Here is a 21,388-nt window from a genome sequence, read left to right on the forward strand (position 1 = left end):
CTTGGTAACGGCTTGTAAAAGTAACCGTTAACTTTTGCAAGAGCGGCGCGAACTGTGGCGAAAATGCCGCGCGCGCCCAACAAAAAACCCGCCGAGAGGCGGGTTTTTTCTGGAACAGGCGCGGGTTTAACGCTTGTTGACGGCGTCCTTGAACGCCTTGCCAGCCGTGAACTTGACCGTCTTGGCTGCCGGGATCTTGATGGTTTCGCCCGTCTTCGGGTTGCGGCCCGTACGTGCTGCGCGCTTGCCCGAACCGAAGCTGCCGAAGCCGATCAGCTGAACCGCATCACCCTTCGACACGGCCTTCTTGATGACTTCGAGCAGCGTGTCCAGCGTTTCGCCGGTTTGAGCCTTGCTGGCGCCCGTTTGGGCGGCGACGGCGTCGATCAGTTCCTGTTTGTTCATTAAGGTTCCTTTATCAGGTTAGGTTGACACGAACAGCGCGAACGCGCCGATTATACGTGCGCGAACCGTGCCGTCGAGAGTCAGACTCCGACGACACAGCGCCGAATCCTGGCCCGCGCGACGCGCCCTCCGGCTTGCCGGCGGCCACCCCGCGGTACGGCGTTGCTATGATAGCGCAGCGCAAACCCAATAACGACAAGGGTTTCAAAGATTTTCATCGGTATTTCGCCGAATGAATCGTCGATTGCCCGTTTTTTGACCTGCGCCAACCGGACAGGATACGCAGCGCGGTCCGCCCGACCGCCGCCCCGTTGGCTTTTCCCAACGGCCCGTCGGACGGCCTCCCGCAATCCCTTGCCAGGCTTGGCTGCCACGTTTTTTGTTTCGCATGCCCGACCGACTTGTTTCCGCCACGCTCGCGCTTCGCGACGACGGCACGCTCGTTTCGCCCGAGTTCGGCACGCTCCATCGCGGCGCATCCGGCACGCTCGCGCACGCGCATCGCGCGTTCGTCGCGGGCAACGGGCTGCCCGCGCGCTGGCAGCGCCGCCGAACGTTCACAATCGTCACGACGGGATTCGGCGCGGGCGCCGGCTTCCTCGCCGCATGGGCCGCGTGGCGCGACGATCCTGAGCGCTGCGAACGGCTGCACGTCGTCGCGGTCGAACCGCACCCGTTGTCGCGCGACGACCTGCGCCGCGCGGTGTCGCATATGGTTGCAGACACAACCATATCGGCAGACGTCGACGCATTGATCGATGCATGGCCGATGCTGGTGCCGGGCCTGCACCGGCTCGAATTCGACGCAGGGCGCGTGGTGCTCACGCTCGCGTTCGGCGATGCGATCGAGCTGTCGAAGAAGCTCGTCGCGCGCGCCGATGCATTTTTTCTCGATGGCGCCGCGGCGTCGAGCGACGGAATTCGCGCGCTCGCAAAAATGGCCGGCGAGCACGCGACGTTTGCGACGCATGCAACGTCCGATGCCGTGAAACACGCGCTCGGCGAGACAGGTTTCACGTTCCGCGAAGTCGACGGTCGTCTCGTCGGCGAATATGCGCCACGCTGGCGCGCGCGCCGGCACGAACCGCCGCATGCATTGCCCGTTGCAGTACGCCGAGCGATCGTGATCGGCGCGGGCCTCGCGGGCTGCGCGGTGGTCGAACGTCTGGCCGCGCGCGGCTGGGACGTCACGTTGATCGAGCGGCACGAACGAATCGCGCGCGACGCGTCGGGCAATCCGGCCGGCGTTTTCCATCCGTTGATGACGCGCGACGACAACGTCGCGAGCCGGCTCACGCGCGGCGGCTTCCTGCACGCGATCGCACGCTGGCGAGCCCTCGAAAGTGCGGGCCATGCCTTCGCACGCAGCACGCGGGGGATGATCCATCTCGCCGAATCGGCCGACGATTTCGCGCGGATGCGCGACGCGTTCGATGCCTTCGGTGCGCCGTCCGACTACGTGACGCTGCTCGACGCCGATGCCGCGCGTGCGCACCTGAACCTGCCGGTCGCGCATGGCGGGCTGCTGTTTCCGCACGGCGGCGCCGTCTGGCCGGCCGGGCTGTGCGCCGCGCAATGCACGGCGGCCGGCGAGCGTGTGCGCCTGCTTGCGTCCACCCGCGTCGCGCGGCTCGAGCGGCGGGACGACATCTGGCATGCGCTCGACGAGACGGGCGCCACGCTGGCCGACGCGCCCGTCGTCGTGCTCGCGAACGCGGGCGACGCCGCGCGCCTTGCCGGACTGCAGCACGTCGCGCTGCAACCGGTGCGCGGCCAGCTCACGCTGCTGCCACCAGGCACGACGGCGCCGCTGCCGTGCCCGGCGATCGGCGACGGCTACGCGATCCCGCTCGACGACGGCACGCTGCTGATCGGCGCCACCTTCGAGCCGGACGACACCGATCCCGCGATGCGCGCGGCCGGCCACGCCGAAAACCTCGAGCGCGTGCGGCGCCTGCTGCCGGGCCTGATCGGCGAGTGGCCGGATCCCGCCACGCTGCGCGGCCGCGTGGCGTTCCGCTGGGTCGTCGGCGATCGCCTGCCGCTCGTCGGCCCGCTCGCCGACGAAGCGCAGGCCGTTGCGAACGCACGCGCGCTGGGCGGTGCGCAGGCGCGCGACCTGCCGCGCATGCCGGGCCTCTACGGTGCATTCGGCTTCGGTTCGCGCGGGCTCGTGTGGGCGGCGCTCGGCGCCGAACTGATCGCGTCGCAACTCGAAGGCGAACCCTGGCCGCTCGAGCGAGAGCTCGCCGACGCGATCGATCCCGCCCGCTTCCTGATCCGCGCACTGCGCGCCCGCCGCGTCGGTTCGACCGGCTGACCGGTCGCACGCCTGCGTCACAGTTTCCCGATTTTCCCGCGCAAGGTTATCCACGCGATGCTGTGGATAACCGCGCGGAATCCGCACGCACTTCGTGTGCAATCACAGTGGACGTAAACTGGGCAACTCGGCACAGCTGTGCAGCGGCCCGAAAGTTGCTCAACTCAAATGTCTGTGCACGAACAGCCTGTGCAACCGGTTATGGTTTCGCCAACACCTTGATCTGCCAGCGTAAACCGGAGTTATCCACAGAACTGTGCGTCCTTTGTTAACTTCTACTACGTATATATACAAGTAAACCTTTGAAACCAAAGACCTGTGGTGCCGCACAGCGCCGCGAGTCGATTCAATCGGTTCCGGAGCGAAAAAGCTGTGGCACAATCGGTTTCCTTCGCGTTCGTTCGGCCAGGCGCCGGACATGCTTCAATGGAACGGTCGGCACGATTTCGAATCAGAATCCTCGAGACTGCGCAGTCCGTTCACACATCAGGCCGACAATCCAGATCGGCAACCTGAACGACGTTCCGCCCTGTGGTGGAACAGGCGGACCCCATGTACCGCCGTCGTCGAGCACAACAATCACATTCGGGGCGATACCCAGCCGGCGCGCATCCATTCCTGTCGCTTGACCCCGCGTCGCTGGCGGTTGCTTCCAAAGGAGAAGTCACCACGATGAAGTCGGCGTTCTCATTCCTGCCCAACTGGCCGCTTACGCCGGATGCCGTGTTCTGGGCCGGGCTCGCGCTGTTCGCAGCCGGCCTGTGCGGCGAGCTGTGCTATCGCGCGTGGCGCCTGCCGCGCATCACCGGCTATGCCGTGATCGGCCTGATCGCCGGTTCGTTCGGATTCGGCGTGATCGACGCGAGCACCGACGAAACCTCGCGGCTGCTGATGGACGTCGCGCTCGGCCTGCTGCTGTTCGAACTCGGCAGCCGCCTCGACCTGCGCTGGATCCGGCGCAATCCGTGGCTCGTCGCGTCGAGTCTCGCGGAAGCCACGCTGACCTTCGTGCTCGTGCTGTTCGTGATGCTCGCGCTCGGCGTATCGGGCATGGTCGCGCTGGTGCTGTCGGCGATCGCGATCGCGACGTCGCCGTCGATGGTGATCCAGCTCAAGACGGAACTGCGCGCGGAAGGGCAGGTATCGCAACGCCTGATCACGCTCACCGCGCTCAACAGCGTGTATGCGATCGTGCTGACCAAGCTCGTCACGAGCTGGCTGCACCAGGAAGCGTACGGCAACGTGTTCGCGACGATCCTGCAGCCGCTCTACCTGCTCGCCGGTTCGTTCATCGTCGCGTATCTCGTCGCGCGTTCGTGCAATTACCTGTTCCGTCACATGACCGCGACGATGCGCGACGAGCATTCGTTCGTCGCGCTGTTCGGGCTGGTGATGCTGGCGATCGCCGTCGCGCAGGCGCTGAAGCTGTCGACGCTGCTCACGCTGCTGCTCGCCGGCATCATCGTGAAGAACCTCGAAGCACGGCCGCAACTGTGGCCCGAGCATTTCGGCACGGCCGGCTGGCTGCTGACGGTGGTGCTGTTCGTGCTGACGCTCACGTCGTTCACGTGGGGCGACATCGCGCTCGGCGGGCTGCTCGCGATCGTGCTGATCGTCACGCGGCTCGTCGCGAAGCTGGCCGGCGTCGTCGCGTTCGCGAAGCCGAGCGGCCTCGGGATGAAGCAGGGCGTCGCGCTCGGCATCGCGCTCACGCCGATGTCCGCGCTGTCGTACCTGCTCGTCGACGATACCTACCAGCTTTATCCGAATTTCGACCCGCACCTGCGCGCGATCGTGATGTGCTCGATCGTGATCCTGCAGCTCGTCAGCCCGTTCGTCGTCTATCGCTGCCTGTCGGCGGTCGGCGAACGCAGCGACGGCAACTGATTCCGGAACCTGCCATGGCACTCGAAACCTTCGTCAATTCCGAACCGTTCACGTTCGGCGTCGAACTGGAGATCCAGGTCGTCAACACGCACAACTACGACCTGACCAAAGCGGCATCCGATCTGATGCGCCTGATCCAGGGCGAGACCTTTCCGGGCAACATCACGCCGGAAATCACCGAAAGCATGATCGAGCTGTCGACCGGCATCTGCCATTCGCACGAGCAGGCCGTCAGCGAGCTGCATGCGATCCGCGACGTGCTCGTGAAGGCGGCCGACCAGCTCAACGTCGGGCTGGCCGGCGGCGGCACGCATGCGTTCCAGCAATGGAGCGACCGGCAGATCTACGATGCGCCGCGCTTCCAGTACATCTCCGAGCTGTACGGCTATCTCGCGAAACAGTTCACCGTGTTCGGCCAGCACGTGCACATCGGCTGTCCCGATCCCGACAGCGCGCTGTTCCTGCTGCACTCGATGTCGCGCTTCATTCCGCACTTCATCGCGCTGTCCGCGTCGTCGCCGTTCGTGCAGAACGTCGACACGGGCTTCCATTCGGCACGCCTGAATTCGGTCTTCGCGTTCCCGCTGTCGGGCCGCGCGCCGTTCGTGCTCACCTGGGACAGCTTCGAGGAGTACTTCACGAAGATGGTGAACACGGGCGTCGTCAACTCGATGAAGGACTTCTACTGGGACATCCGGCCGAAGCCCGGCTACGGCACGATCGAGGTGCGCGTGATGGACACGCCGCTGTCGGTCGATCGCGCCGCGGCGATCGCCTGCTACATCCAGACGCTCGCGCGTTACCTGCTGACCGACCGGCCGCTGAAGCTGTCGGAGGACGACTACCTGGTCTACACGTTCAACCGTTTCGAAGCGTGCCGCTTCGGGCTCGAAGGCACCTGCGTGAATCCTCAGACGGGTGAGCGCCGCACGATCGCGGAAGACATCCTCGACACGCTCGACCGGATCGCGCCGCATGCGGCCGCGCTGGGCTCGCGCGCGGCGCTCGACGAAATCGGTGCGCTCGCGAAGGCGCGCGTGAACGACGCATCGTGGTTGAGAACCGTTTTCAAACAGGAAAAATCGCTGAACGAGACGGTCCGGCAGCAGTGCTTACGTTGGCGTGAGTGAAAAAATGTTTTGCAGATTGCAGGATCGACCGAACCGGGATTCGCTGAACGGCGCTCGGCGCCGTGTCCCGCCGAAATCGTTGCCAGGCGTCCTCAAAATCTGTGGATAACCCGATATTCCACTGCAAAGTCAACGCTCTGCAGGCGGGATAACCCGGTGGACCATTACCAGGCGGCCGATGGCCGATTCGAACAGGACAATGCCGGCGCGCCCCGTTTTGTGGGCGCGCGACATTGCGCGCACAACGAAAAATGACGGTTATCCAGTGATTTTCCACAGAATGCAGGGGATAACTTAGCTGTGCGATTTTCCGCTCTCGCTTAGAATGTCGGCTTTGCGGACACCGGAACGACGCGTGTCTCTCCGGTCGCCGCGAACGCGACCGCCGCGTGTGCCTCGCGACGGCCGTGCTGACGCACTCGAGAGAGTGTGTCTGTTTTGAGATAGACATTCGATCTCCACACTACGGCTGCTCGGCAATCCGGGCGGCGGCAAAGCGAAAAGACTATGAGCGAAGGCGTTTACGGGAACCAGGCTGCGGGACGTGTGACCCACAGCTTGCTGCGGTTGAGCACGGCCATGCGGAGCGAGGCATGGGATTGGGCGGAAGGCGCTGGCCTCACGCCGACGCAGGGCGAGATTCTCGTGCTGCTGCTGCAGCGCAAGGGCCCGATGCGGCTCGGCGAGATCGCGCGCGAGACGCAGCTCACCGCGGCCACCACGAGCGATGCGGTCAGCACGCTCGAGACGAAGGGGCTCGTCGAGAAGCGCCGTGCGCTGGACGACGGACGCGCGCTGGCCGTGCGCCTGTCGGCGCGTGGCCGCACGGCCGCGAAGAAGGCGCTGCAATGGCCTGAATTCCTGACGAAAGCGGTCGGCAAGCTCGGCGCGGACGAGCAGGGCACGCTGTATCGCGCGCTGCTGAAGACGCTGCGCGAGCTGCAAGTGGCCGGTGCGACGCCGCCGCAGCGCATGTGCCTCACGTGCACGCATTTCCAGCCGGGCAAGCCGTCGAAGAAGACCGTGCATCACTGCGCGGCGCTTGACATCGCGATGTCCGACAGCGATCTGCGTCTCGACTGCTCGGTGCAGGAAGAAGCCGACGCGGCGACGCAGAAGAAGACCTGGAAGATTTTCGCAGGCTGACGTCCGTCGATCGACCGGGAGGCCGATGATGAACGCTGAAGTCGTGGCGATCCGCCACGTGCATTTCGAGGATCTCGGGAGCTTCGAGCAGGTGCTCGGCGAACGCGGTCGACGGGTGCGCTATGTCGATGTCGGATCGTCGCGGGTCGAGGTGCTCGACGTGCGCGAGCCGTCGCTGTTGGTCGTGCTCGGCGGGCCGCTCAGCGTGTACGACGATGCGCAGTATCCGACGATCGCGCCGCTGCTGGCGCTCGTGCGCCAGCGTATCGACGCGGGATTGCCGATCCTCGGTATCTGCCTCGGCGCGCAGTTCATCGCGCGGGCACTCGGCGCACGCGTCTATCCGGCCGCGCAGCACGAACTCGGCTGGGCGCCGCTGACGCTCACCGACGCCGGCCGTGCATCGCCGCTGCGCCATCTCGATGGCGCGACGACGTCGATGCTGCACTGGCATGGCGATACGTTCGACCTGCCGGGCGGTGCGATCCATCTCGCGTCGACGCCGGCCTGCCGCCACCAGGCCTTCGCCTGGGGGCAGCACGTGCTGGCGCTGCAATGTCATCCCGAGATCCGCACCGATCGCTTCGAACCGTGGCTGATCGCGAACGCCGGCGAAATCACCGCGACGCCCGGCGTCGACGCGCGCCAGCTGCGTGCCGATACCGCGCAGCACGGGCCCGTGCTCGAGGCGGCCGCACGGCACATGTTCGCGGAGTGGCTCGGCAGCGTCGGGCTCTGACGTCGCGGGCGGCTCCGCCCGCTGCACAGGTTCGGCCCGACCCGCATCCGTTGCGGGCCGGCGCCTCGCCGTACACCGCGCATTCCGCGCACCGCCGGCGCCCGGCCGGCCGTACCTGACCATCCGCTTACTGCCGATCGCGCCATCTGCACGCTTCAGGCGTGCGTGCTACGCTCGTCCGCTCTTCCCCTTTCCTGACGAGCGGCTTCCATGACTGCGCTGTTTTCTCCGTTCACGCTGCGCGGCGTGACCCTTCCGAACCGGATCGTGATTTCCCCGATGTGCCAGTACTCGGCCGAACGCGGCGAAGCGACCGACTGGCACATGATTCACCTCGGCCATCTCGCGCTGTCGGGCGCGGGGCTGCTATGCATCGAGGCGACCGCGGTGGAACCCGACGGGCGCATCACGCATGGCGACCTCGGCCTGTGGGACGACGTGACCGAAGCCGCGCTGAAGCCGGTGCTCGCCGCGATCCGCAAGCATTCGCCGGTCCGTATCGCGATGCAGTTGTCGCATGCGGGGCGCAAGGCGTCGAGCGCGGCGCCCTGGGAGGGTGGCCAGCTCGTGCCGGTCGCCGATGGCGGCTGGTTGCCGCATGGACCGTCGGCCGTGCCGCACAAGGACGGCGAGACGCCGCCTCTCGCGCTCGATGCCGCGGGCCTGAACCGCATCCGCGAAGCCTTCGCGGCGTCGGCGAAGCGTGCCGCGCGGCTCGGCATCGATGCGATCGAAGTACACGCGGCGCACGGCTACCTGCTGCATCAGTTCCTGTCGCCGCTCGCGAATCAGCGCACCGACGAATACGGCGGCTCGCGCGACAACCGGATGCGGTTTCCGCTCGAGATCTTCGAGATCGTGCGCGCGGCGTTTCCGGAAGACCGGCCGGTCGGCGTGCGCGTGTCCGCGACCGACTGGGTCGAAGGCGGCTGGGAGCTCGACGATACGATCGCGTTCGCGCACGAACTGAAGCGCCGCGGCTGCGACTGGATCGACGTGTCGTCCGGCGGCGTGTCGCCGCTGCAGAAGATTCCGCTGTCACCCGGCTACCAGGTGCCGTTCGCGCAGGCCGTGAAGCGCGCGGTCGGCATGCCGACGATCGCGGTCGGGCTGATCAACGAGCCCGCGCACGCGAACCGGCTGATCGAGGCCGGCGATGCCGATTTCGTCGCGATGGCGCGCGCGATGCTGTACGACCCGCGCTGGCCGTGGCACGCGGCGGCCGAGCTCGGCGCGCAGGTGACGGCGCCGCCGCAATACTGGCGCTCGCAGCCGCGCGAGCACAAGGCGCTGTTCGGCGACGTCGCATTCGGCCAGCGCTGAGGACATCGCGCAATATTGCGCGCGATGTTGAACGAAGCAATCTTGAACGTGTAGGATGCGGGTGATTCGCCGCATGCCCCGACGCGGCACCAACCGGTGCCGCGTTTTCGTTTTGCGCGGCGCCCGGCCGCGATCGCGGCTGCTTCCCTTCAGGTCGTCTTCACAAGGATTGGTTCGATGAGTTCACGCAGGATCGCGGTGCGCCGCTCGGGAGTACACGGCAAGGGCGTGTTCGCCGTGGCGCCGATCAAGGCCGGCGAGCGCGTAGTGGAATACAAGGGCGAGCGAATCTCGTGGAAGGAAGCGCTGCGCCGTCATCCGCACGACCCGAGCGAGCCAAACCATACGTTCTACTTCGCACTGGACGAAGGCGGCGTGATCGACGGCAAGATCGACGGCAACAGCGCGCGCTGGATCAACCATTCGTGCGCGCCGAACTGCGAAGCCGAGGAAGTCAAAGGCCGTGTGTACATCCACGCGCTGCGCGACATTGAACCGGAAGAGGAGCTGTTCTACGACTACGGCCTCGTGATCGACGCGAAGCTGACGAAGAAGCTCAAGCGCGAATACGCGTGCCACTGCGGTGCGGAGTCGTGCCGCGGCACGTTGCTCGCGACGTCCGACGAAGGCGGGAAGAAGAAAAAGAAGAAGGACAAGAAGGACGGCAAGTCGGCGTCCGGTTCGAAGGACAAGAAGCACAAGAAGTGATGCAGGCGGCAGCGCATCGCGCGCTGTCGCTGTCGTTGCAGCCGACGGTTGCCGCATCGTGGCGGCCCGTCATTCGCTTTCCGTCTTTCCGTTCCCGTTCCGGCGGGCTGCCCGGTCGACGGGCACGCGGTTGCCCGCCGAACATCGCGCCGCTCAGTGCGTCGGCGCCGCGGCCGGCGTTTCGCTGGCCGGCTTCTCCGTACGCGCGGCGAGCGGCACCCGCACCACGAAGCGCGAGCCGCCTTCCGATGCATCCTCGTACGACACGGTGCCGCCGTGCATCGCGATGATGTCGTGCACGATCGCGAGTCCGAGCCCGGCGCCCGTCTCGACGCCATTGCCGCTTTGCGCGTCGCCACGGAAGAAGCGCTTGAACAGGTCGGCCTGCTGGTTCGCGGGCACGCCGGGCCCGTTGTCCTCGACGACGATCTCGGCGGCCGGCTGGTTGCCCTCGAGCGCGGCACGCGCGACGTTCACCGTGATCCGCGCGCCGTCCGGCCGCGCGAGCGGCACGTACTTCAGCGCATTGTCGAGCAGGTTCGCGATCACTTCGCGCAGCAGCACCGGGTTGCCGCGCACGATCAGCTTCTCGTCGTCGCCCGGGTCGTCGCTGCGCTGGAAGCCGAGGTCGACATGCGACGCGAGCGCGCGCGGCACCCATTCGGCGCCCGTCTCGAACGCCATCGCCGCGAGGTCGACGTCGACGAAGCGCGCGGTCTGTTCGCCCGGCTCGGCACGCGCGAGCGACAGCAGCTGATTGGACAGCCGCACCGCGCGGTCGGCGGCCGCGCGCAGCTCGCGTACCGCGGCGAAGGTCTGGTGCGGGTCGCGCGCGACGGCCGCCTGCTCGGCATGCAGCTTCACCGCGGTGAGCGGCGTGCGCAACTGGTGCGCGGCGTCGGCGATGAACTTGCGCTGCGCGTCGAGCGCGGTCTTCAGACGGCCGAGCAGCGCGTTCATCGCGCTCGTCAGCGGCCGGATTTCCAGCGGCACGTCGGTTTCGTCGACCGGCTCCAGCGACGTGTGGGTCTGCCGGTTCAGCGAATCCGCGAGATGCGTGAGCGGGCCGAGCTGCTGATTCACGACGCGCCACACGATCCCCCAGCCCGCGAGCAGCAGCAGGAGCAGCGGCATCATGATCGCGACGAGGAATTCGGCCGCGATCCGGTAGCGGTGCCGCACCGGCTGCGCGACTTCGACGACCATCGGCTTGCCGCCCTCGACGTCGTCGACGCGCACCTGCGCGACCCGCACCGCGCGATTGTCGTACTCGGCCTCGAACACGTACGCATGGTGCATGCGGCGCACGTTGATGCCCTGCAGCGGCAGTTTCGGATCGCCGGCGAGTTCCTGTTCGCCGTCGCTGATCCGGTAGATCAGCGCTTCGGCCGGATCGGAGAACATCGCCTGCGCGAGCGGCGGCACCGTGAACGGCGCGTCGGGGCCGGCGATCTGGATCTGTTTGGAGATGGCGGTCGCGAGATCGGCGAGCGAGCGGTCGATCACGTGCTGCGTGTACTGCCACGCGAGCCAGTAGGCGATCAGGCCGCTCATCAGCGCGAGCATCGATAGCGGGGCGGCGAGGCGCCGGAGCAGCGAGCGGCGCAGGCTGGTGGTCACAGCCGGATCAGGAGACATTTCGACGGGCAAATGGATGAGCGCCGCTCACGGGGAGCGGCGCGGTCGTGCGCCGGGCGGCGACGCGCAAGCCGCACGCAGGCGCGCCGCGGCACGCGGCCGGCCGGCGCGCGGCGTCGCTCAGACGCTCGCCGTCTGGCGGATTTCCTGCAGCAGGTAGCCGAAGCCGCGCACGGTGACGATTTCGACCCGGCACTGCTCGAGTTTCTTGCGCACGCGGTGCACGTAGACTTCGATCGCGGTGTCGCCGAGATCGCCGCCGAAGTGCGTGAGGTGATCCTGCAACTGCGCCTTGCTGACGACGCGGCCGTGACGCAGCAGCAGCATTTCGAGCACCGCGAATTCGCGCGGCGACAGTTCGAGCGGCTTGTCGTCGTTGAAGATGCGGCGGTCGACGCCCGACAGGCGGACGCCGCCGAGCGACACTTCCGGACGCGGCATGTCGCTGTGCGGGCCGCTGCGGCGCATCACCGCGCGGATGCGCGCTTCGAGCTCGGCCGGCTCGAACGGCTTGAGCATGTAGTCGTCGGCGCCGGAGTTCAGGCCCTGGATCCGGTCGTTCAGCTCGTCGCGCGCGGTCAGCACGATCACGGGCGTGTGGCGGTTGGTCTGGCGGAAGCGCGTGAGCAGCGTCATTCCGTCGATGCCCGGCAGGCCGAGGTCGAGGATCACGAGTTCGTGGCGGTTCTGTGCCAGCGCCTGTTCGGCAAAGATGCCGTCATGCACCATGTCGACGGTGAAGCCAGCCTGCTCGAGGCTGCTCTGGATACCGCGTGCGATGGGGCGGTCGTCTTCGATCAGAAGGAGTCGCATGAAGTTCGCTCAAGTACAATGGGTTGGCGGTTCAGGCACGCGGACAGCACGACGCCGTTTCCACAGGGGCGCCGCCTCGCCTGACATCAAGCATGGCGGCCAGCGAACGATTAGATCCAATCATGTCCGATATTTCGATCCACGACCTAGAAGCCGCGATCAATTTCTGGCGCGCCCGCTCGCCGTCGAGCGGCGACGAACTCAAACTCTGCGAAGAGGCCAGCGCGCTTTCCAAGCCGTATGCGCTGCTGATTGTACAGCGCGAAAGCGCGCTGCAACTGGAAGGTTTGGACCCCAAGGCACGGAAAGCGTACGAGACTTACGTGCGCCTTAAGGATGGCTTGGAAAGCTGAAGGCTTTCGCTGAGTACATCCTAGAAAACGTTCATCGAAATGAAAAGTTGACGCGCCGCGCACCGAAAGACGCGCGGCGGTAGAGGCGGGACTCAGGCGCCGGGTTGCGCGTGCGTCGCGGCGCCGTCGATGAAACGCGCGAGTTCGATGTCGCGTTCGGTGAGGCCGTCGGCATCGTGGGTCGACAGTGTGACGTCGACACGGTTGTACACGTTGAACCATTCCGGATGGTGGTTCATCTCCTGCGCCTTGATCGCGACGCGCGTCATGAAGCCGAATGCCTCGTTGAAATCGGCGAAGCGCAGGCGGCGCTGAATCGCGTCGCGGCCCGGCACGGCGGTCCAGTGCGGCAGGCCTTCGAGCCGGGTCTTGCGTTCTTCGGATGTGAGCTTGTGGATCATCTTGCACCTCTCGTTCGGTAACGGCGCCCGCACGCGGCTGCACCGCGCGGCGAGGCCGGCATCGTTCATTGTTTCATAGTTGCGGAAAGGGCGACGGGTGGGCGGCGACGGGCCGCTGGCCGCGGGCGGTCGGCGCCGCGGTGTCGCGGCGCCTGGTGCGTCACGCGTCGGCGTCGTCGGGCCAGCCTTCGCCCGTGCCGCGATGCAGCACGCGGTCGGTGTCGAGCACCGCGCCGGCCGCGAATTCGGGCAGCGCCGCGAGCCGGTCGGCCAGCGCGCGGCCGTCGACGTCGGCGAGCGCGAACAGTTGCGCGAAATCGTCGATCACGAAGTAGGTCTTCTGGAACGTGTCGATCCGGTACTTCGTGCGCATCACGCGCTCGAGATCGAACCCGAGGCGGTTCGGCGCCGCGCTTTCCAGGCTGTACAGGCTTTCGCCCTTGCTCGACACGATCCCGGCGCCGTAGATCGACAGCCCGTTGGTCCCGCGCGGGTCGCGGATCAGCCCGAATTCCACCGTATACCAATAGAGGCGCGCGAGCCGCGCCAGCGCCGCTTCGTCGTCGGCGACCGCGAGCGCGGTGCGGCCGTACGCCTGCATGTAGTCGGCGAACACCGGGTCGATCAGCAGCGGCACGTGGCCGAACAGGTCGTGGAAGCAGTCGGGTTCCTGCAGGTAGTCGAGCTGGTCGGGGCGACGCATCCACCAGGTGACGGGGAAACGCCGGTTCGCGAGGTGCTCGAAGAACACGCGGTCGGGCACGAGGCCCGGTACCGCGACGATTTCCCAGCCGGTCGCGGGCTTCAGCTGGCGATTCACGTCGGCGAACGACGGCACGCGATCGGCCGGCAGCTCGATCTTGCTTAGTCCGGCGACGAACGCGTCGCACGCGCGGCCGCGCAGCAAGGCCGACTGGCGCGCATAGAGCTGCTTCCACACCGCGTGGTCGACCTGGCCGTAGCGGTGCAGCGGCTGGTCGATGGTGAAATCGGCGCGGGTTTCGAGGCCCGCATCGAACTGCTCCTGCAGTTTCGCGGTGACGACGGTGGACATGATCAGGCTCTGCACGCTGTGGGTTGGGACCATGCAAGTGTAGAGCGGGCTGCGCGCGGATTGGGCGCATAGTTGGCGTTGATTTGACGAATGATGCGATAATCACGCATCAAATCACGAATCAATGCGGAGAATGCTCATGCTGGAACTCGATCACTTCGATCTCGCGCTGCTGGACGTGCTGCAGCGCTTCGGTCGCGCGACGCATCAGCAGCTGGGTGAGGAGGTGCCGCTGTCGCCGTCGCAGATCGGCCGGCGGCTGCAGCGGCTCGAGGCGGCCGGCGTGATCGAAGGCTACCGCGTGATGCTGCGCCCCGAAAAGCTCGGGCTCGGCGTGACCGCGTTCACGAGCCTGAAGCTCAAGCATCACGGCGATTCGATCATCGAGCAGTTCCAGCAGCAGATCGACGTGCTGCCCGAAGTGCTCGAATGCCATGCGGTGGTGGGCGATGCCGACTATCTGCTGCGGATCGTCGCGCCGGATCTCAACGCGCTGTCGCAGTTCGTGATGAAGAAGCTGATGCGGGTGCCGGGCGTCGACAGCGTGCGCTCGAACATCGTGCTGACGACCTTCAAGCGCAACGGCGCGCTGCCGCTCGCGCACCTGGCGCCCGGCGCCGCGTGACGGGGCGGCGCCAGCGGGGCCGGATCAGGCCGTTTCAGGCTGGGCGTCGGCGTTCAGCAGATCGACGTACGCGACCGCGACGAGATCCTCCTGCGCCACGCCGAGCTTCGCGAATACCTCGTGCGCTTCCGCTTCGCCGCCGGCTTCGTCGTCGTCCGGGCCGAGCACGACTTCGAGTTCGATGAAATCGCCAAGACCGTCGACGCGGTCGAGATGGATACGCGTGCGGCCCGCGAGGTACACGTGCCGCTCCTTCGTCACGATTCCGCGCGTGGTCAGCGCGGTCGCGAGCAGCGAATGCATAGCGTCGGGGTTCGTCACCGGGCTGCGCGTGTAGTACGACGCCTTCGGGCCATCGCGGTCGTCGCGCTGGTAGAAGATCAGCTCCGCCGGCGTGCCGTCCTCGAAGCGGCGCAGCTTCAGCCGGCCGCGCGGCACGTCGTAGAAGAAATCCTGCTGGCGGTAGAACAACGGCGCTTCGGTCGCGAGTTGAGCCGCCTGTTCGCGCAGCCGGTCGAATTCGCGGGCGCGGGCTTTGATCTCGATGTTGCGGGCCATGCGGGTCTCCTTCAATCGGGGTCTCGCGGTGTGCGAACGCACAATCTAGCAAAAAGCCTGCGATGGTGGCGTGACGAGCGGGCGGGGGCGCGGCGACACGACGCGGGGCGGGCGAGGCGGTGATTCGGCCCGCGACGGCGATCCGCGGGATGCATCACGCACCGATACCCGATGCGCAATCGGCCGCATCGACATCAGCAATGCTCATATCGCCCACTGCGCTTCGATCAGCCGCAACGCGGCCGCGATCGCCGGCTCGTCGCGCCGCTCGGCGAGCGTCACAAACGTCAGTTCGGTCGGCACCGTCACGTGCTCGACGATCGTCAGCGCATGCGCGTGCGCTTCGGCCAGCGCGGTCGAATCGCGTGCGAGCGTCAACCCGATCCCCGATTTGACGAGATCGAGCATCGACTGCTCCTGGTCGACCTCGGCGACCTTCACCGGCTGCGCGCCGGCGTCCGCGAAACGCCGCGACAGCAGCCGGTGGTGCGCGGACGCCGGCGGCGTCCAGATCCACGGCAGCGCGGCGAGCGCCCGCCAGTCGTGCGCGCGCTGCACGCGCTCCTTCCAGCCGGCGGGCGCCAGGACGCGATATTCGAAGCGCGTCAGCGTGACGGTGTGGAACAGCGCTTCGTCGCGCGGCGAGTCCTCTTCGGGACGGCCGATGTAGTAGCCGACGTCGAGCGCCCGCGCACGCACCTGTTCGATCACCCAGCCCGACATCCCGTGCCGCAGCGCGGTCTCGATCTGCGGATGGGTCTCGACCAGCGCACGCAGGAAGCCGCCGAGCCGCAGGAACCCCGGATCAAGGATCGTGCCGATCCGCAGCCGGCCGCGCACCTCGTGCCGCAGTGCGGCGGCGGCGCGCTGCACGTCGGCGGCCGCGGCCAGCGCCCGTTCCGCATGCGGCAGCAGCGTCTGGCCGTCGCGCGTGAGCGCGAGCCCGCGCGACGTGCGCGTGAACAGCGCGACGCCGAGCGTTTCCTGCAGATGCTTGATCTGCAGGCTGACGGCCGGCTGCGTCAGGTGCAGCTGCGCGGCGGCGCGCGTCAGGTTGCCTTCGCGCGCGACCGTCGCGAACGCGCGGAGCAGGGTGAGATCCATCGTCGTGATATGAGCGCGGCTTATAACGCAGTTCAGCATAACTCATTGGATCGGCGGCCGCGCGCGGGAGTACGCTTCATCGGGTCGCGGCGCGGCCTTGAGCGCGGCGCGCGACACGACGCACTATGCTGAACATGCGCGCGGCATCGCGCCGCGCGGCGCACAACAAGCAGAAGGGGACACGCCGTGAGTACTCAACGCACGCTCGAGGGCGAATTCGACTACGTGATCGTCGGCGCGGGCACCGCGGGCTGCGTGCTCGCGAACCGCCTGACCGAGGATCCCGACATCAGCGTGCTGCTGCTCGAAGCGGGCGGCAAGGACGACTACCACTGGATCCATATCCCGGTCGGCTATCTGTACTGCATCGGCAACCCGCGCACCGACTGGCTGTACAAGACGCAGCCCGAAGCGGCGCTCAACGGCCGCGCGCTGTCGTATCCGCGCGGCCGCGTGCTCGGCGGCTGCTCGTCGATCAACGGGATGATCTACATGCGCGGCCAGCGCGAGGACTACGACCACTGGGCGCAGGAAACTGGCGACGCCGGCTGGTCGTGGGACAGCGTGCTGCCGATCTTCAAGCGCAGCGAGGATCACCATGCGGGCGCGAGCGACGCGCACGGCGCGGGCGGCTACTGGCGCGTCGAGAAACAGCGGCTGCGCTGGGAGATCCTCGAGTCGTTCGCGCAGGCCGCGCAGCAGACGGGCATTCCCGCGACCGACGATTTCAACCGCGGCGACAATGCCGGGGTCGGCTACTTCGAAGTGAACCAGAAGCGCGGCGTGCGCTGGAATACGTCGAAGGGATTCCTGCGGCCGGCGATGGCGCGCCCGAACCTGACCGTGATCACCGGCGCGCATGCGCAGCGCGTGATTTTCGACGGTCGGCGCGCGGTCGGCGTCGAGTATCGCGGCGGCGGCACCGATTACGTCGCGCGCGCGCGAGCGGAAGTGCTGCTGACATCGGGCGCGGTGAATTCGCCGCAACTGCTCGAACTGTCGGGCATCGGCGATGGCCGGCGGCTGCAGGCGCTCGGCATCGACGTCGTGCAGGATCTGCCCGGCGTCGGAGAAAACCTGCAGGATCACCTGCAATTGCGCATGGCGTTTCGCGTCGACGGCGTGCGTACGCTCAATACGCTGTCCGCGCACTGGTGGGGCAAGCTGATGATCGGCGCCGAATATGCGCTGCTGCAGCGCGGGCCGATGTCGATGGCGCCGTCGCAGTTGGGCGCATTCGCGAAATCGGATCCGGACGATCCCGCACTCACGCGCCCCGATCTCCAGTATCACGTGCAGCCGCTGTCGCTCGAACGCTTCGGCGAACCGCTGCACCGCTTCAACGCCTTTACGGCGTCGGTTTGCCATTTGCGGCCGACGTCGCGCGGCAGCGTGCACGTCACGAGCGCCGATCCGGGCAGCGCACCGGCGATCGCGCCGAACTATCTGTCGACCGACCACGATCGGCACGTCGCCGCGAACGCGCTGCGCCTCACGCGCCGGATCGCGTCCGCACCGGCGCTTGCGCGTTATCGCCCCGAGGAAATCCTGCCGGGCCCGCAATACCGGACCGAGGCCGAACTGGTCGACGCGGCCGGCGCGGTCGGCACGACGATCTTCCACCCGGTCGGCACGTGCCGGATGGGGCGCGCGGACGACGCACGCGCGGTGGTCGACAGCCGGCTGCGCGTGCGCGGCATCGCCGGGTTGCGGATCGTCGATGCGTCGGTGATGCCGTTCATCACATCGGGCAACACCAATTCGCCGACGTTGATGATCGCCGAGCGCGCGAGCGACATGATTCGTGCCGACCGCCGCGCGGCGCGCGAAGCGACGGCGGTGCGAACCGAGGCCGCGGTGACGGCTGCGTGACGACCCGCTGACACGCATGCCAGCGGGCGGTCATGCGAACGCCCGCTGATTCGCTATGCGAAACAAGCTGCCGTCACGTCCGTTCGAACGGCAAGATCCCTGCAAGCCGCGTCGTCGCGCGGCTTTTTTTCGTCGAGCGCGCGCGTGCCGGATCCCGCAGCAGGTCAACGCGTGATGATGCACGTGTCAAAAAAGCGCGGTGCAAAACCGCACGCAGTCGCGGCCGATATGGCGGCCAGCCCTATAAGTGCAAATCCCGATGATTGCACTGCACCAACGGCGCGACAATGTTCTGTAATGTGCATACGCGTCGGCGCGGGAGACCAACCCTCGAGGCGTACCACGGCGCCCGGGGGCAGCCCGCTGATCCGCTGACCTGTTCGCGGCCGCCTGCGCCAGGCATCCCGGTGCTTCGCCTGACTTCGTACGGAAGGGAACATGATTCTCGGCGACACGATTCTGGAAACACGCGGACTGACGAAGGAATTCAGGGGCTTCACCGCCGTGAACGGCGTCAACCTGCGTGTGCGGCGCGGTGCGATCCACGCATTGATCGGGCCGAACGGCGCGGGCAAGACCACCTGTTTCAACCTCCTCACCAAATTTCTGACGCCGACGGCCGGCCAGATCGTCTTCAACGGCATCGACATCACCGACGAGCGGCCCGCGCAGGTCGCGCGGCGCGGCATCATCCGCTCGTTCCAGATCTCGGCCGTGTTCCCGCACCTCACCGCGCTGCAGAACGTGCGCATCGGCCTGCAACGCGCGCTCGGCACCGAATTTCATTTCTGGCGCAGCGAGCGCACGCTGAAGCGGCTCGACGATCGCGCGATGGACCTGCTCACGCAGGTCGGCCTCACCGATTTCGCGCACGTGCCGACCGTCGAGCTGGCCTACGGCCGCAAGCGCGCGCTCGAGATCGCGACGACGCTCGCAATGGAGCCCGAACTGATGCTGCTCGACGAGCCGACGCAGGGGATGGGCCATGAGGACGTCGACCGCGTGACCGCGTTGATCAAGAAGGTCGCGAGCGGGCGCACGATCCTGATGGTGGAGCACAACATGAACGTGATCGCGGGAATCTCCGACACGATCACCGTCCTGCAACGCGGCGAGGTGCTGGCCGAAGGCTCGTATGCGGAAGTGTCGAAGAATCCGCTCGTCATCGAGGCCTACATGGGCAGCGCCGACGCGGCGCTCGCGGGGGCGCACGCATGAAGCACAGCGAACGGGAGGAACGCGAATTGAGCGGCGTCGAGAGCGGTACGCCTGCGCTGGAGATCACGGGCCTCGAGGCCTGGTACGGGGAATCCCACATCTTGCACGGTGTCGACCTGACGGTGCATCGCGGCGAGGTCGTCACGCTGCTCGGCCGCAACGGCGCGGGCCGCACGACGACGCTGCGCGCGATCATGGGCCTCACGGGCCGCCGCAGCGGGTCGATCAAGGTCGCCGGCCACGAGACGATCGGCCTCGCGACGCACCGCATCGCGCATTACGGCATCGGTTACTGCCCGGAGGAGCGCGGGATCTTCTCGAGCCTGTCGTGCGAGGAGAACCTGATGCTGCCGCCGCTGATCGGGTCGCGCGAGCATGCGATGTCGCTCGACGAGATCTACGCGATGTTCCCGAACCTCGCGTCGCGCCGGCAGAGCCAGGGCACGCGGCTGTCCGGTGGCGAGCAGCAGATGCTCGCGGTCGCGCGGATCTTGCGCACCGGCGCGAACCTGCTGCTGCTCGACGAGATTTCCGAGGGCCTCGCGCCGGTGATCGTGCAGGCGCTCGCGCGGATGATCGTCGCGCTGAAGGCGCGCGGCTACACGATCGTGATGGTCGAACAGAATTTCCGCTTCGCCGCGCCGCTTGCCGACCGCTTCTACGTGATGGAGCACGGCAGCATCGTCGAGCATTTCCGCGCGTCCGAACTGGAAGGCAAGATGCCGACGCTGCACGACCTGCTCGGGGTGTGACGCCGCTCCGATTCCCTTGCCGCTGGCCGTGGCGGCCCTCGAACAACCACAACGCATCAGAACAACAGGAGACGTCAATGAAAATGAAGACCCTCGCACAGGCCTGTCTCGCGCTCGCGACCGCCGCGTTCACCGCCGGCGCCGCCCACGCGGCGGATACCGTGAAGATCGGCTTCATCACCGACATGTCGGGGCTTTACGCGGATATCGACGGGCAGGGCGGTCTCGAGGCGATCCGCATGGCGGTCGCGGACTTCGGCGGCAAGGTGCTCGGCAAGCCGATCGAGGTCGTCTATGCCGATCACCAGAACAAGGCCGACATCGCCGCATCGAAGGCCCGCGAATGGATGGACCGCGGCGGCCTCGACCTGCTGGTCGGCGGCACGAACTCGGCCACCGCGCTGTCGATGAACCAGGTCGCGGCCGAGAAGAAGAAGGTCTACATCAACATCGGCGCGGGCGCCGACACGCTGACCAACGAGCAGTGCACGCCGTACACGGTCCACTACGCGTACGACACGATGGCGCTCGCGAAGGGCACCGGGTCGGCGGTGGTGAAGCAGGGCGGCAAGAGCTGGTTCTTCCTGACGGCCGACTACGCGTTCGGCAAGGCGCTCGAGAAGAACACGTCGGACGTCGTGAAGGCGAACGGCGGGCAGGTGCTCGGCGCGGTGCGTCATCCGCTGTCCGCATCGGATTTCTCGTCGTTCCTGCTGCAGGCGCAATCGTCGAAGGCACAGATTCTCGGCCTCGCGAACGCGGGCGGCGACACGATCAACTCGATCAAGGCCGCGAAGGAATTCGGCATCACGAAGACGATGAAGCTCGCCGCGCTGCTGATGTTCATCGACGACGTGCACAGCCTCGGCCTCGAGACGACGCAGGGCCTCGTGCTGACCGACAGCTGGTACTGGAACCGCGACGCGGCGTCGCGCCAGTGGGCGCAGCGCTACTTCGGCAAGATGAAGAAGATGCCGTCGAGCCTGCAGGCGGCCGACTACTCGTCGGTGACGACGTACCTGAAGGCCGTGCAGGCCGCCGGGACGACCGACTCCGACAAGGTGATGGCCGAGCTGAAGAAGATCAAGATCAGCGACTTCTACGCGAAGGGCTACATCCGCCAGGACGGCAGCATGATCCACGACATGTACCTGATGGAAGTGAAGAAGCCGTCTGAATCGAAGGAGCCGTGGGACTACTACAAGGTGCTCGCGACGATTCCGGGCGAACAGGCGTTCGGCACCAAGCAGGAAACGCGCTGCGCGTTGTGGAAGTAAGCGCTGCGTAGCGGCGCGCGCGAGTCGCGCGCCGCGCGGCGGCGGCCGCAGCGACGTGCCTGCTG

General features: G+C 66.9%; 20 protein-coding genes. 13 read left to right on the forward strand and 7 right to left on the reverse strand.

Features of this window, described 5'->3' with window-relative positions:
* Positions 1–126: 126 nt before the first annotated feature.
* Positions 127–405, reverse strand: coding sequence for an HU family DNA-binding protein (locus DFS13_RS33675; RefSeq protein ID WP_006401505.1), 279 nt, complete (start codon positions 403–405; stop codon positions 127–129).
* A 388-nt stretch (positions 406–793) separates the two neighbouring features.
* Between DFS13_RS33675 and mnmC the strand changes: the two genes are divergently transcribed.
* From mnmC to DFS13_RS33720, 7 genes are all read left to right on the forward strand, one after another.
* Positions 794–2,725, forward strand: coding sequence for a bifunctional tRNA (5-methylaminomethyl-2-thiouridine)(34)-methyltransferase MnmD/FAD-dependent 5-carboxymethylaminomethyl-2-thiouridine(34) oxidoreductase MnmC (gene mnmC, locus DFS13_RS33680; RefSeq protein WP_111442697.1), 1,932 nt, complete (start codon positions 794–796; stop codon positions 2,723–2,725).
* A gap of 672 nt (positions 2,726–3,397) precedes the next feature.
* A complete protein-coding gene (locus DFS13_RS33695; protein WP_006490002.1) occupies positions 3,398–4,612 on the forward strand; it encodes a cation:proton antiporter in 1,215 nt (404 codons plus the stop codon).
* 14 nt (positions 4,613–4,626) lie between these two features.
* On the forward strand, positions 4,627–5,742 hold the full coding sequence (locus DFS13_RS33700) for a YbdK family carboxylate-amine ligase (protein ID WP_006490006.1): 1,116 nt from the start codon (positions 4,627–4,629) through the stop codon (positions 5,740–5,742).
* Positions 5,743–6,249: 507 nt separating this feature from the next.
* Complete coding sequence (locus DFS13_RS33705) at positions 6,250–6,888, forward strand: MarR family winged helix-turn-helix transcriptional regulator (protein ID WP_006489994.1); 639 nt, start codon at positions 6,250–6,252, stop codon at positions 6,886–6,888.
* Positions 6,889–6,916: 28 nt separating this feature from the next.
* Complete coding sequence (locus tag DFS13_RS33710; RefSeq protein WP_048988798.1) at positions 6,917–7,627, forward strand: glutamine amidotransferase; 711 nt, start codon at positions 6,917–6,919, stop codon at positions 7,625–7,627.
* 210 nt (positions 7,628–7,837) lie between these two features.
* Positions 7,838–8,950 (forward strand): NADH:flavin oxidoreductase/NADH oxidase, encoded by a 1,113-nt coding sequence (locus DFS13_RS33715; RefSeq protein ID WP_006496328.1) that lies wholly within the window; start codon positions 7,838–7,840, stop codon positions 8,948–8,950.
* Positions 8,951–9,127: 177 nt separating this feature from the next.
* A complete protein-coding gene (locus DFS13_RS33720; RefSeq protein ID WP_006491632.1) occupies positions 9,128–9,658 on the forward strand; it encodes an SET domain-containing protein in 531 nt (176 codons plus the stop codon).
* Between the two features lie 153 nt (positions 9,659–9,811).
* Here DFS13_RS33720 and DFS13_RS33725 read toward each other — a convergent pair whose 3' ends face one another.
* Both DFS13_RS33725 and DFS13_RS33730 read right to left on the reverse strand, forming a co-directional pair.
* Complete coding sequence (locus DFS13_RS33725) at positions 9,812–11,296, reverse strand: sensor histidine kinase (protein ID WP_111442700.1); 1,485 nt, start codon at positions 11,294–11,296, stop codon at positions 9,812–9,814.
* 120 nt (positions 11,297–11,416) lie between these two features.
* Positions 11,417–12,109 carry a response regulator transcription factor gene (locus DFS13_RS33730; protein ID WP_006401494.1) on the reverse strand — a complete coding sequence of 231 codons (693 nt, stop codon included), beginning with the start codon at positions 12,107–12,109 and terminating at the stop codon, positions 11,417–11,419.
* A 122-nt stretch (positions 12,110–12,231) separates the two neighbouring features.
* Between DFS13_RS33730 and DFS13_RS33735 the strand changes: the two genes are divergently transcribed.
* Positions 12,232–12,462 carry a DUF3717 domain-containing protein gene (locus tag DFS13_RS33735; protein ID WP_006401493.1) on the forward strand — a complete coding sequence of 77 codons (231 nt, stop codon included), beginning with the start codon at positions 12,232–12,234 and terminating at the stop codon, positions 12,460–12,462.
* A 92-nt stretch (positions 12,463–12,554) separates the two neighbouring features.
* Here the strand turns inward: DFS13_RS33735 and DFS13_RS33740 are convergent, their stop codons facing one another.
* Together DFS13_RS33740 and phhA are read right to left on the reverse strand one after the other, a co-directional pair.
* On the reverse strand, positions 12,555–12,932 hold the full coding sequence (locus DFS13_RS33740) for a 4a-hydroxytetrahydrobiopterin dehydratase (RefSeq protein WP_256097641.1): 378 nt from the start codon (positions 12,930–12,932) through the stop codon (positions 12,555–12,557).
* 91 nt (positions 12,933–13,023) lie between these two features.
* A complete protein-coding gene (gene phhA, locus DFS13_RS33745) occupies positions 13,024–13,917 on the reverse strand; it encodes a phenylalanine 4-monooxygenase (RefSeq protein WP_069353371.1) in 894 nt (297 codons plus the stop codon).
* 139 nt (positions 13,918–14,056) lie between these two features.
* On the opposite strand from phhA, the gene DFS13_RS33750 reads away from it, so the two are divergent.
* Positions 14,057–14,542: an Lrp/AsnC family transcriptional regulator gene (locus DFS13_RS33750; RefSeq protein WP_006408082.1), complete on the forward strand. Its 486-nt coding sequence runs from the start codon at positions 14,057–14,059 to the stop codon at positions 14,540–14,542.
* Positions 14,543–14,566: 24 nt separating this feature from the next.
* Here the strand turns inward: DFS13_RS33750 and DFS13_RS33755 are convergent, their stop codons facing one another.
* Together DFS13_RS33755 and DFS13_RS33760 are read right to left on the reverse strand one after the other, a co-directional pair.
* On the reverse strand, positions 14,567–15,100 hold the full coding sequence (locus DFS13_RS33755) for a class IV adenylate cyclase (protein WP_006482724.1): 534 nt from the start codon (positions 15,098–15,100) through the stop codon (positions 14,567–14,569).
* Positions 15,101–15,304: 204 nt separating this feature from the next.
* Entirely contained in the window at positions 15,305–16,204 is a 900-nt protein-coding gene (locus DFS13_RS33760; protein ID WP_012492239.1) for a LysR family transcriptional regulator, read from the reverse strand.
* A 186-nt stretch (positions 16,205–16,390) separates the two neighbouring features.
* On the opposite strand from DFS13_RS33760, the gene DFS13_RS33765 reads away from it, so the two are divergent.
* The 4 genes from DFS13_RS33765 (at position 16,391) to DFS13_RS33780 (ending at position 21,323) form a co-directional block, all read left to right on the forward strand.
* Positions 16,391–18,076: a GMC family oxidoreductase gene (locus DFS13_RS33765; RefSeq protein WP_034201167.1), complete on the forward strand. Its 1,686-nt coding sequence runs from the start codon at positions 16,391–16,393 to the stop codon at positions 18,074–18,076.
* 438 nt (positions 18,077–18,514) lie between these two features.
* Positions 18,515–19,294 (forward strand): ABC transporter ATP-binding protein, encoded by a 780-nt coding sequence (locus tag DFS13_RS33770; protein WP_006477266.1) that lies wholly within the window; start codon positions 18,515–18,517, stop codon positions 19,292–19,294.
* Positions 19,291–20,046 (forward strand): ABC transporter ATP-binding protein, encoded by a 756-nt coding sequence (locus tag DFS13_RS33775; RefSeq protein WP_006482721.1) that lies wholly within the window; start codon positions 19,291–19,293, stop codon positions 20,044–20,046. The genes DFS13_RS33770 and DFS13_RS33775 overlap by 4 nt, the downstream gene beginning before the upstream one ends.
* 77 nt (positions 20,047–20,123) lie before the next feature.
* Positions 20,124–21,323, forward strand: a complete 1,200-nt coding sequence (locus DFS13_RS33780; RefSeq protein ID WP_006482735.1) for an ABC transporter substrate-binding protein — start codon at positions 20,124–20,126, stop codon at positions 21,321–21,323.
* Positions 21,324–21,388 lie beyond the last annotated feature (65 nt).

Source organism: Burkholderia sp. 28_3, assembly GCF_003253915.1.
GTDB classification, from domain to species: domain Bacteria; phylum Pseudomonadota; class Gammaproteobacteria; order Burkholderiales; family Burkholderiaceae; genus Burkholderia; species Burkholderia cenocepacia.

Bases quoted from the DNA above. Each gene is read 5' to 3' on its own strand.
- DFS13_RS33675 (WP_006401505.1), bottom strand. From the start codon at position 405: ATGAACAAACAGGAACTGATCGACGCCGTCGCCGCCCAAACGGGCGCC.
- phhA (WP_069353371.1), bottom strand. From the start codon at position 13,917: ATGTCCACCGTCGTCACCGCGAAACTGCAGGAGCAGTTCGATGCGGGC.
- DFS13_RS33720 (WP_006491632.1), top strand. From the start codon at position 9,128: ATGAGTTCACGCAGGATCGCGGTGCGCCGCTCGGGAGTACACGGCAAG.
- DFS13_RS33775 (WP_006482721.1), top strand. From the start codon at position 19,291: ATGAAGCACAGCGAACGGGAGGAACGCGAATTGAGCGGCGTCGAGAGC.
- DFS13_RS33750 (WP_006408082.1), top strand. From the start codon at position 14,057: ATGCTGGAACTCGATCACTTCGATCTCGCGCTGCTGGACGTGCTGCAG.
- DFS13_RS33780 (WP_006482735.1), top strand. From the start codon at position 20,124: ATGAAAATGAAGACCCTCGCACAGGCCTGTCTCGCGCTCGCGACCGCC.
- mnmC (WP_111442697.1), top strand. From the start codon at position 794: ATGCCCGACCGACTTGTTTCCGCCACGCTCGCGCTTCGCGACGACGGC.
- DFS13_RS33760 (WP_012492239.1), bottom strand. From the start codon at position 16,204: ATGGATCTCACCCTGCTCCGCGCGTTCGCGACGGTCGCGCGCGAAGGC.
- DFS13_RS33740 (WP_256097641.1), bottom strand. From the start codon at position 12,932: ATGAACGATGCCGGCCTCGCCGCGCGGTGCAGCCGCGTGCGGGCGCCG.
- DFS13_RS33710 (WP_048988798.1), top strand. From the start codon at position 6,917: ATGAACGCTGAAGTCGTGGCGATCCGCCACGTGCATTTCGAGGATCTC.
- DFS13_RS33715 (WP_006496328.1), top strand. From the start codon at position 7,838: ATGACTGCGCTGTTTTCTCCGTTCACGCTGCGCGGCGTGACCCTTCCG.
- DFS13_RS33770 (WP_006477266.1), top strand. From the start codon at position 18,515: ATGATTCTCGGCGACACGATTCTGGAAACACGCGGACTGACGAAGGAA.
- DFS13_RS33705 (WP_006489994.1), top strand. From the start codon at position 6,250: ATGAGCGAAGGCGTTTACGGGAACCAGGCTGCGGGACGTGTGACCCAC.
- DFS13_RS33725 (WP_111442700.1), bottom strand. From the start codon at position 11,296: ATGTCTCCTGATCCGGCTGTGACCACCAGCCTGCGCCGCTCGCTGCTC.
- DFS13_RS33735 (WP_006401493.1), top strand. From the start codon at position 12,232: ATGTCCGATATTTCGATCCACGACCTAGAAGCCGCGATCAATTTCTGG.
- DFS13_RS33755 (WP_006482724.1), bottom strand. From the start codon at position 15,100: ATGGCCCGCAACATCGAGATCAAAGCCCGCGCCCGCGAATTCGACCGG.
- DFS13_RS33730 (WP_006401494.1), bottom strand. From the start codon at position 12,109: ATGCGACTCCTTCTGATCGAAGACGACCGCCCCATCGCACGCGGTATC.
- DFS13_RS33695 (WP_006490002.1), top strand. From the start codon at position 3,398: ATGAAGTCGGCGTTCTCATTCCTGCCCAACTGGCCGCTTACGCCGGAT.
- DFS13_RS33700 (WP_006490006.1), top strand. From the start codon at position 4,627: ATGGCACTCGAAACCTTCGTCAATTCCGAACCGTTCACGTTCGGCGTC.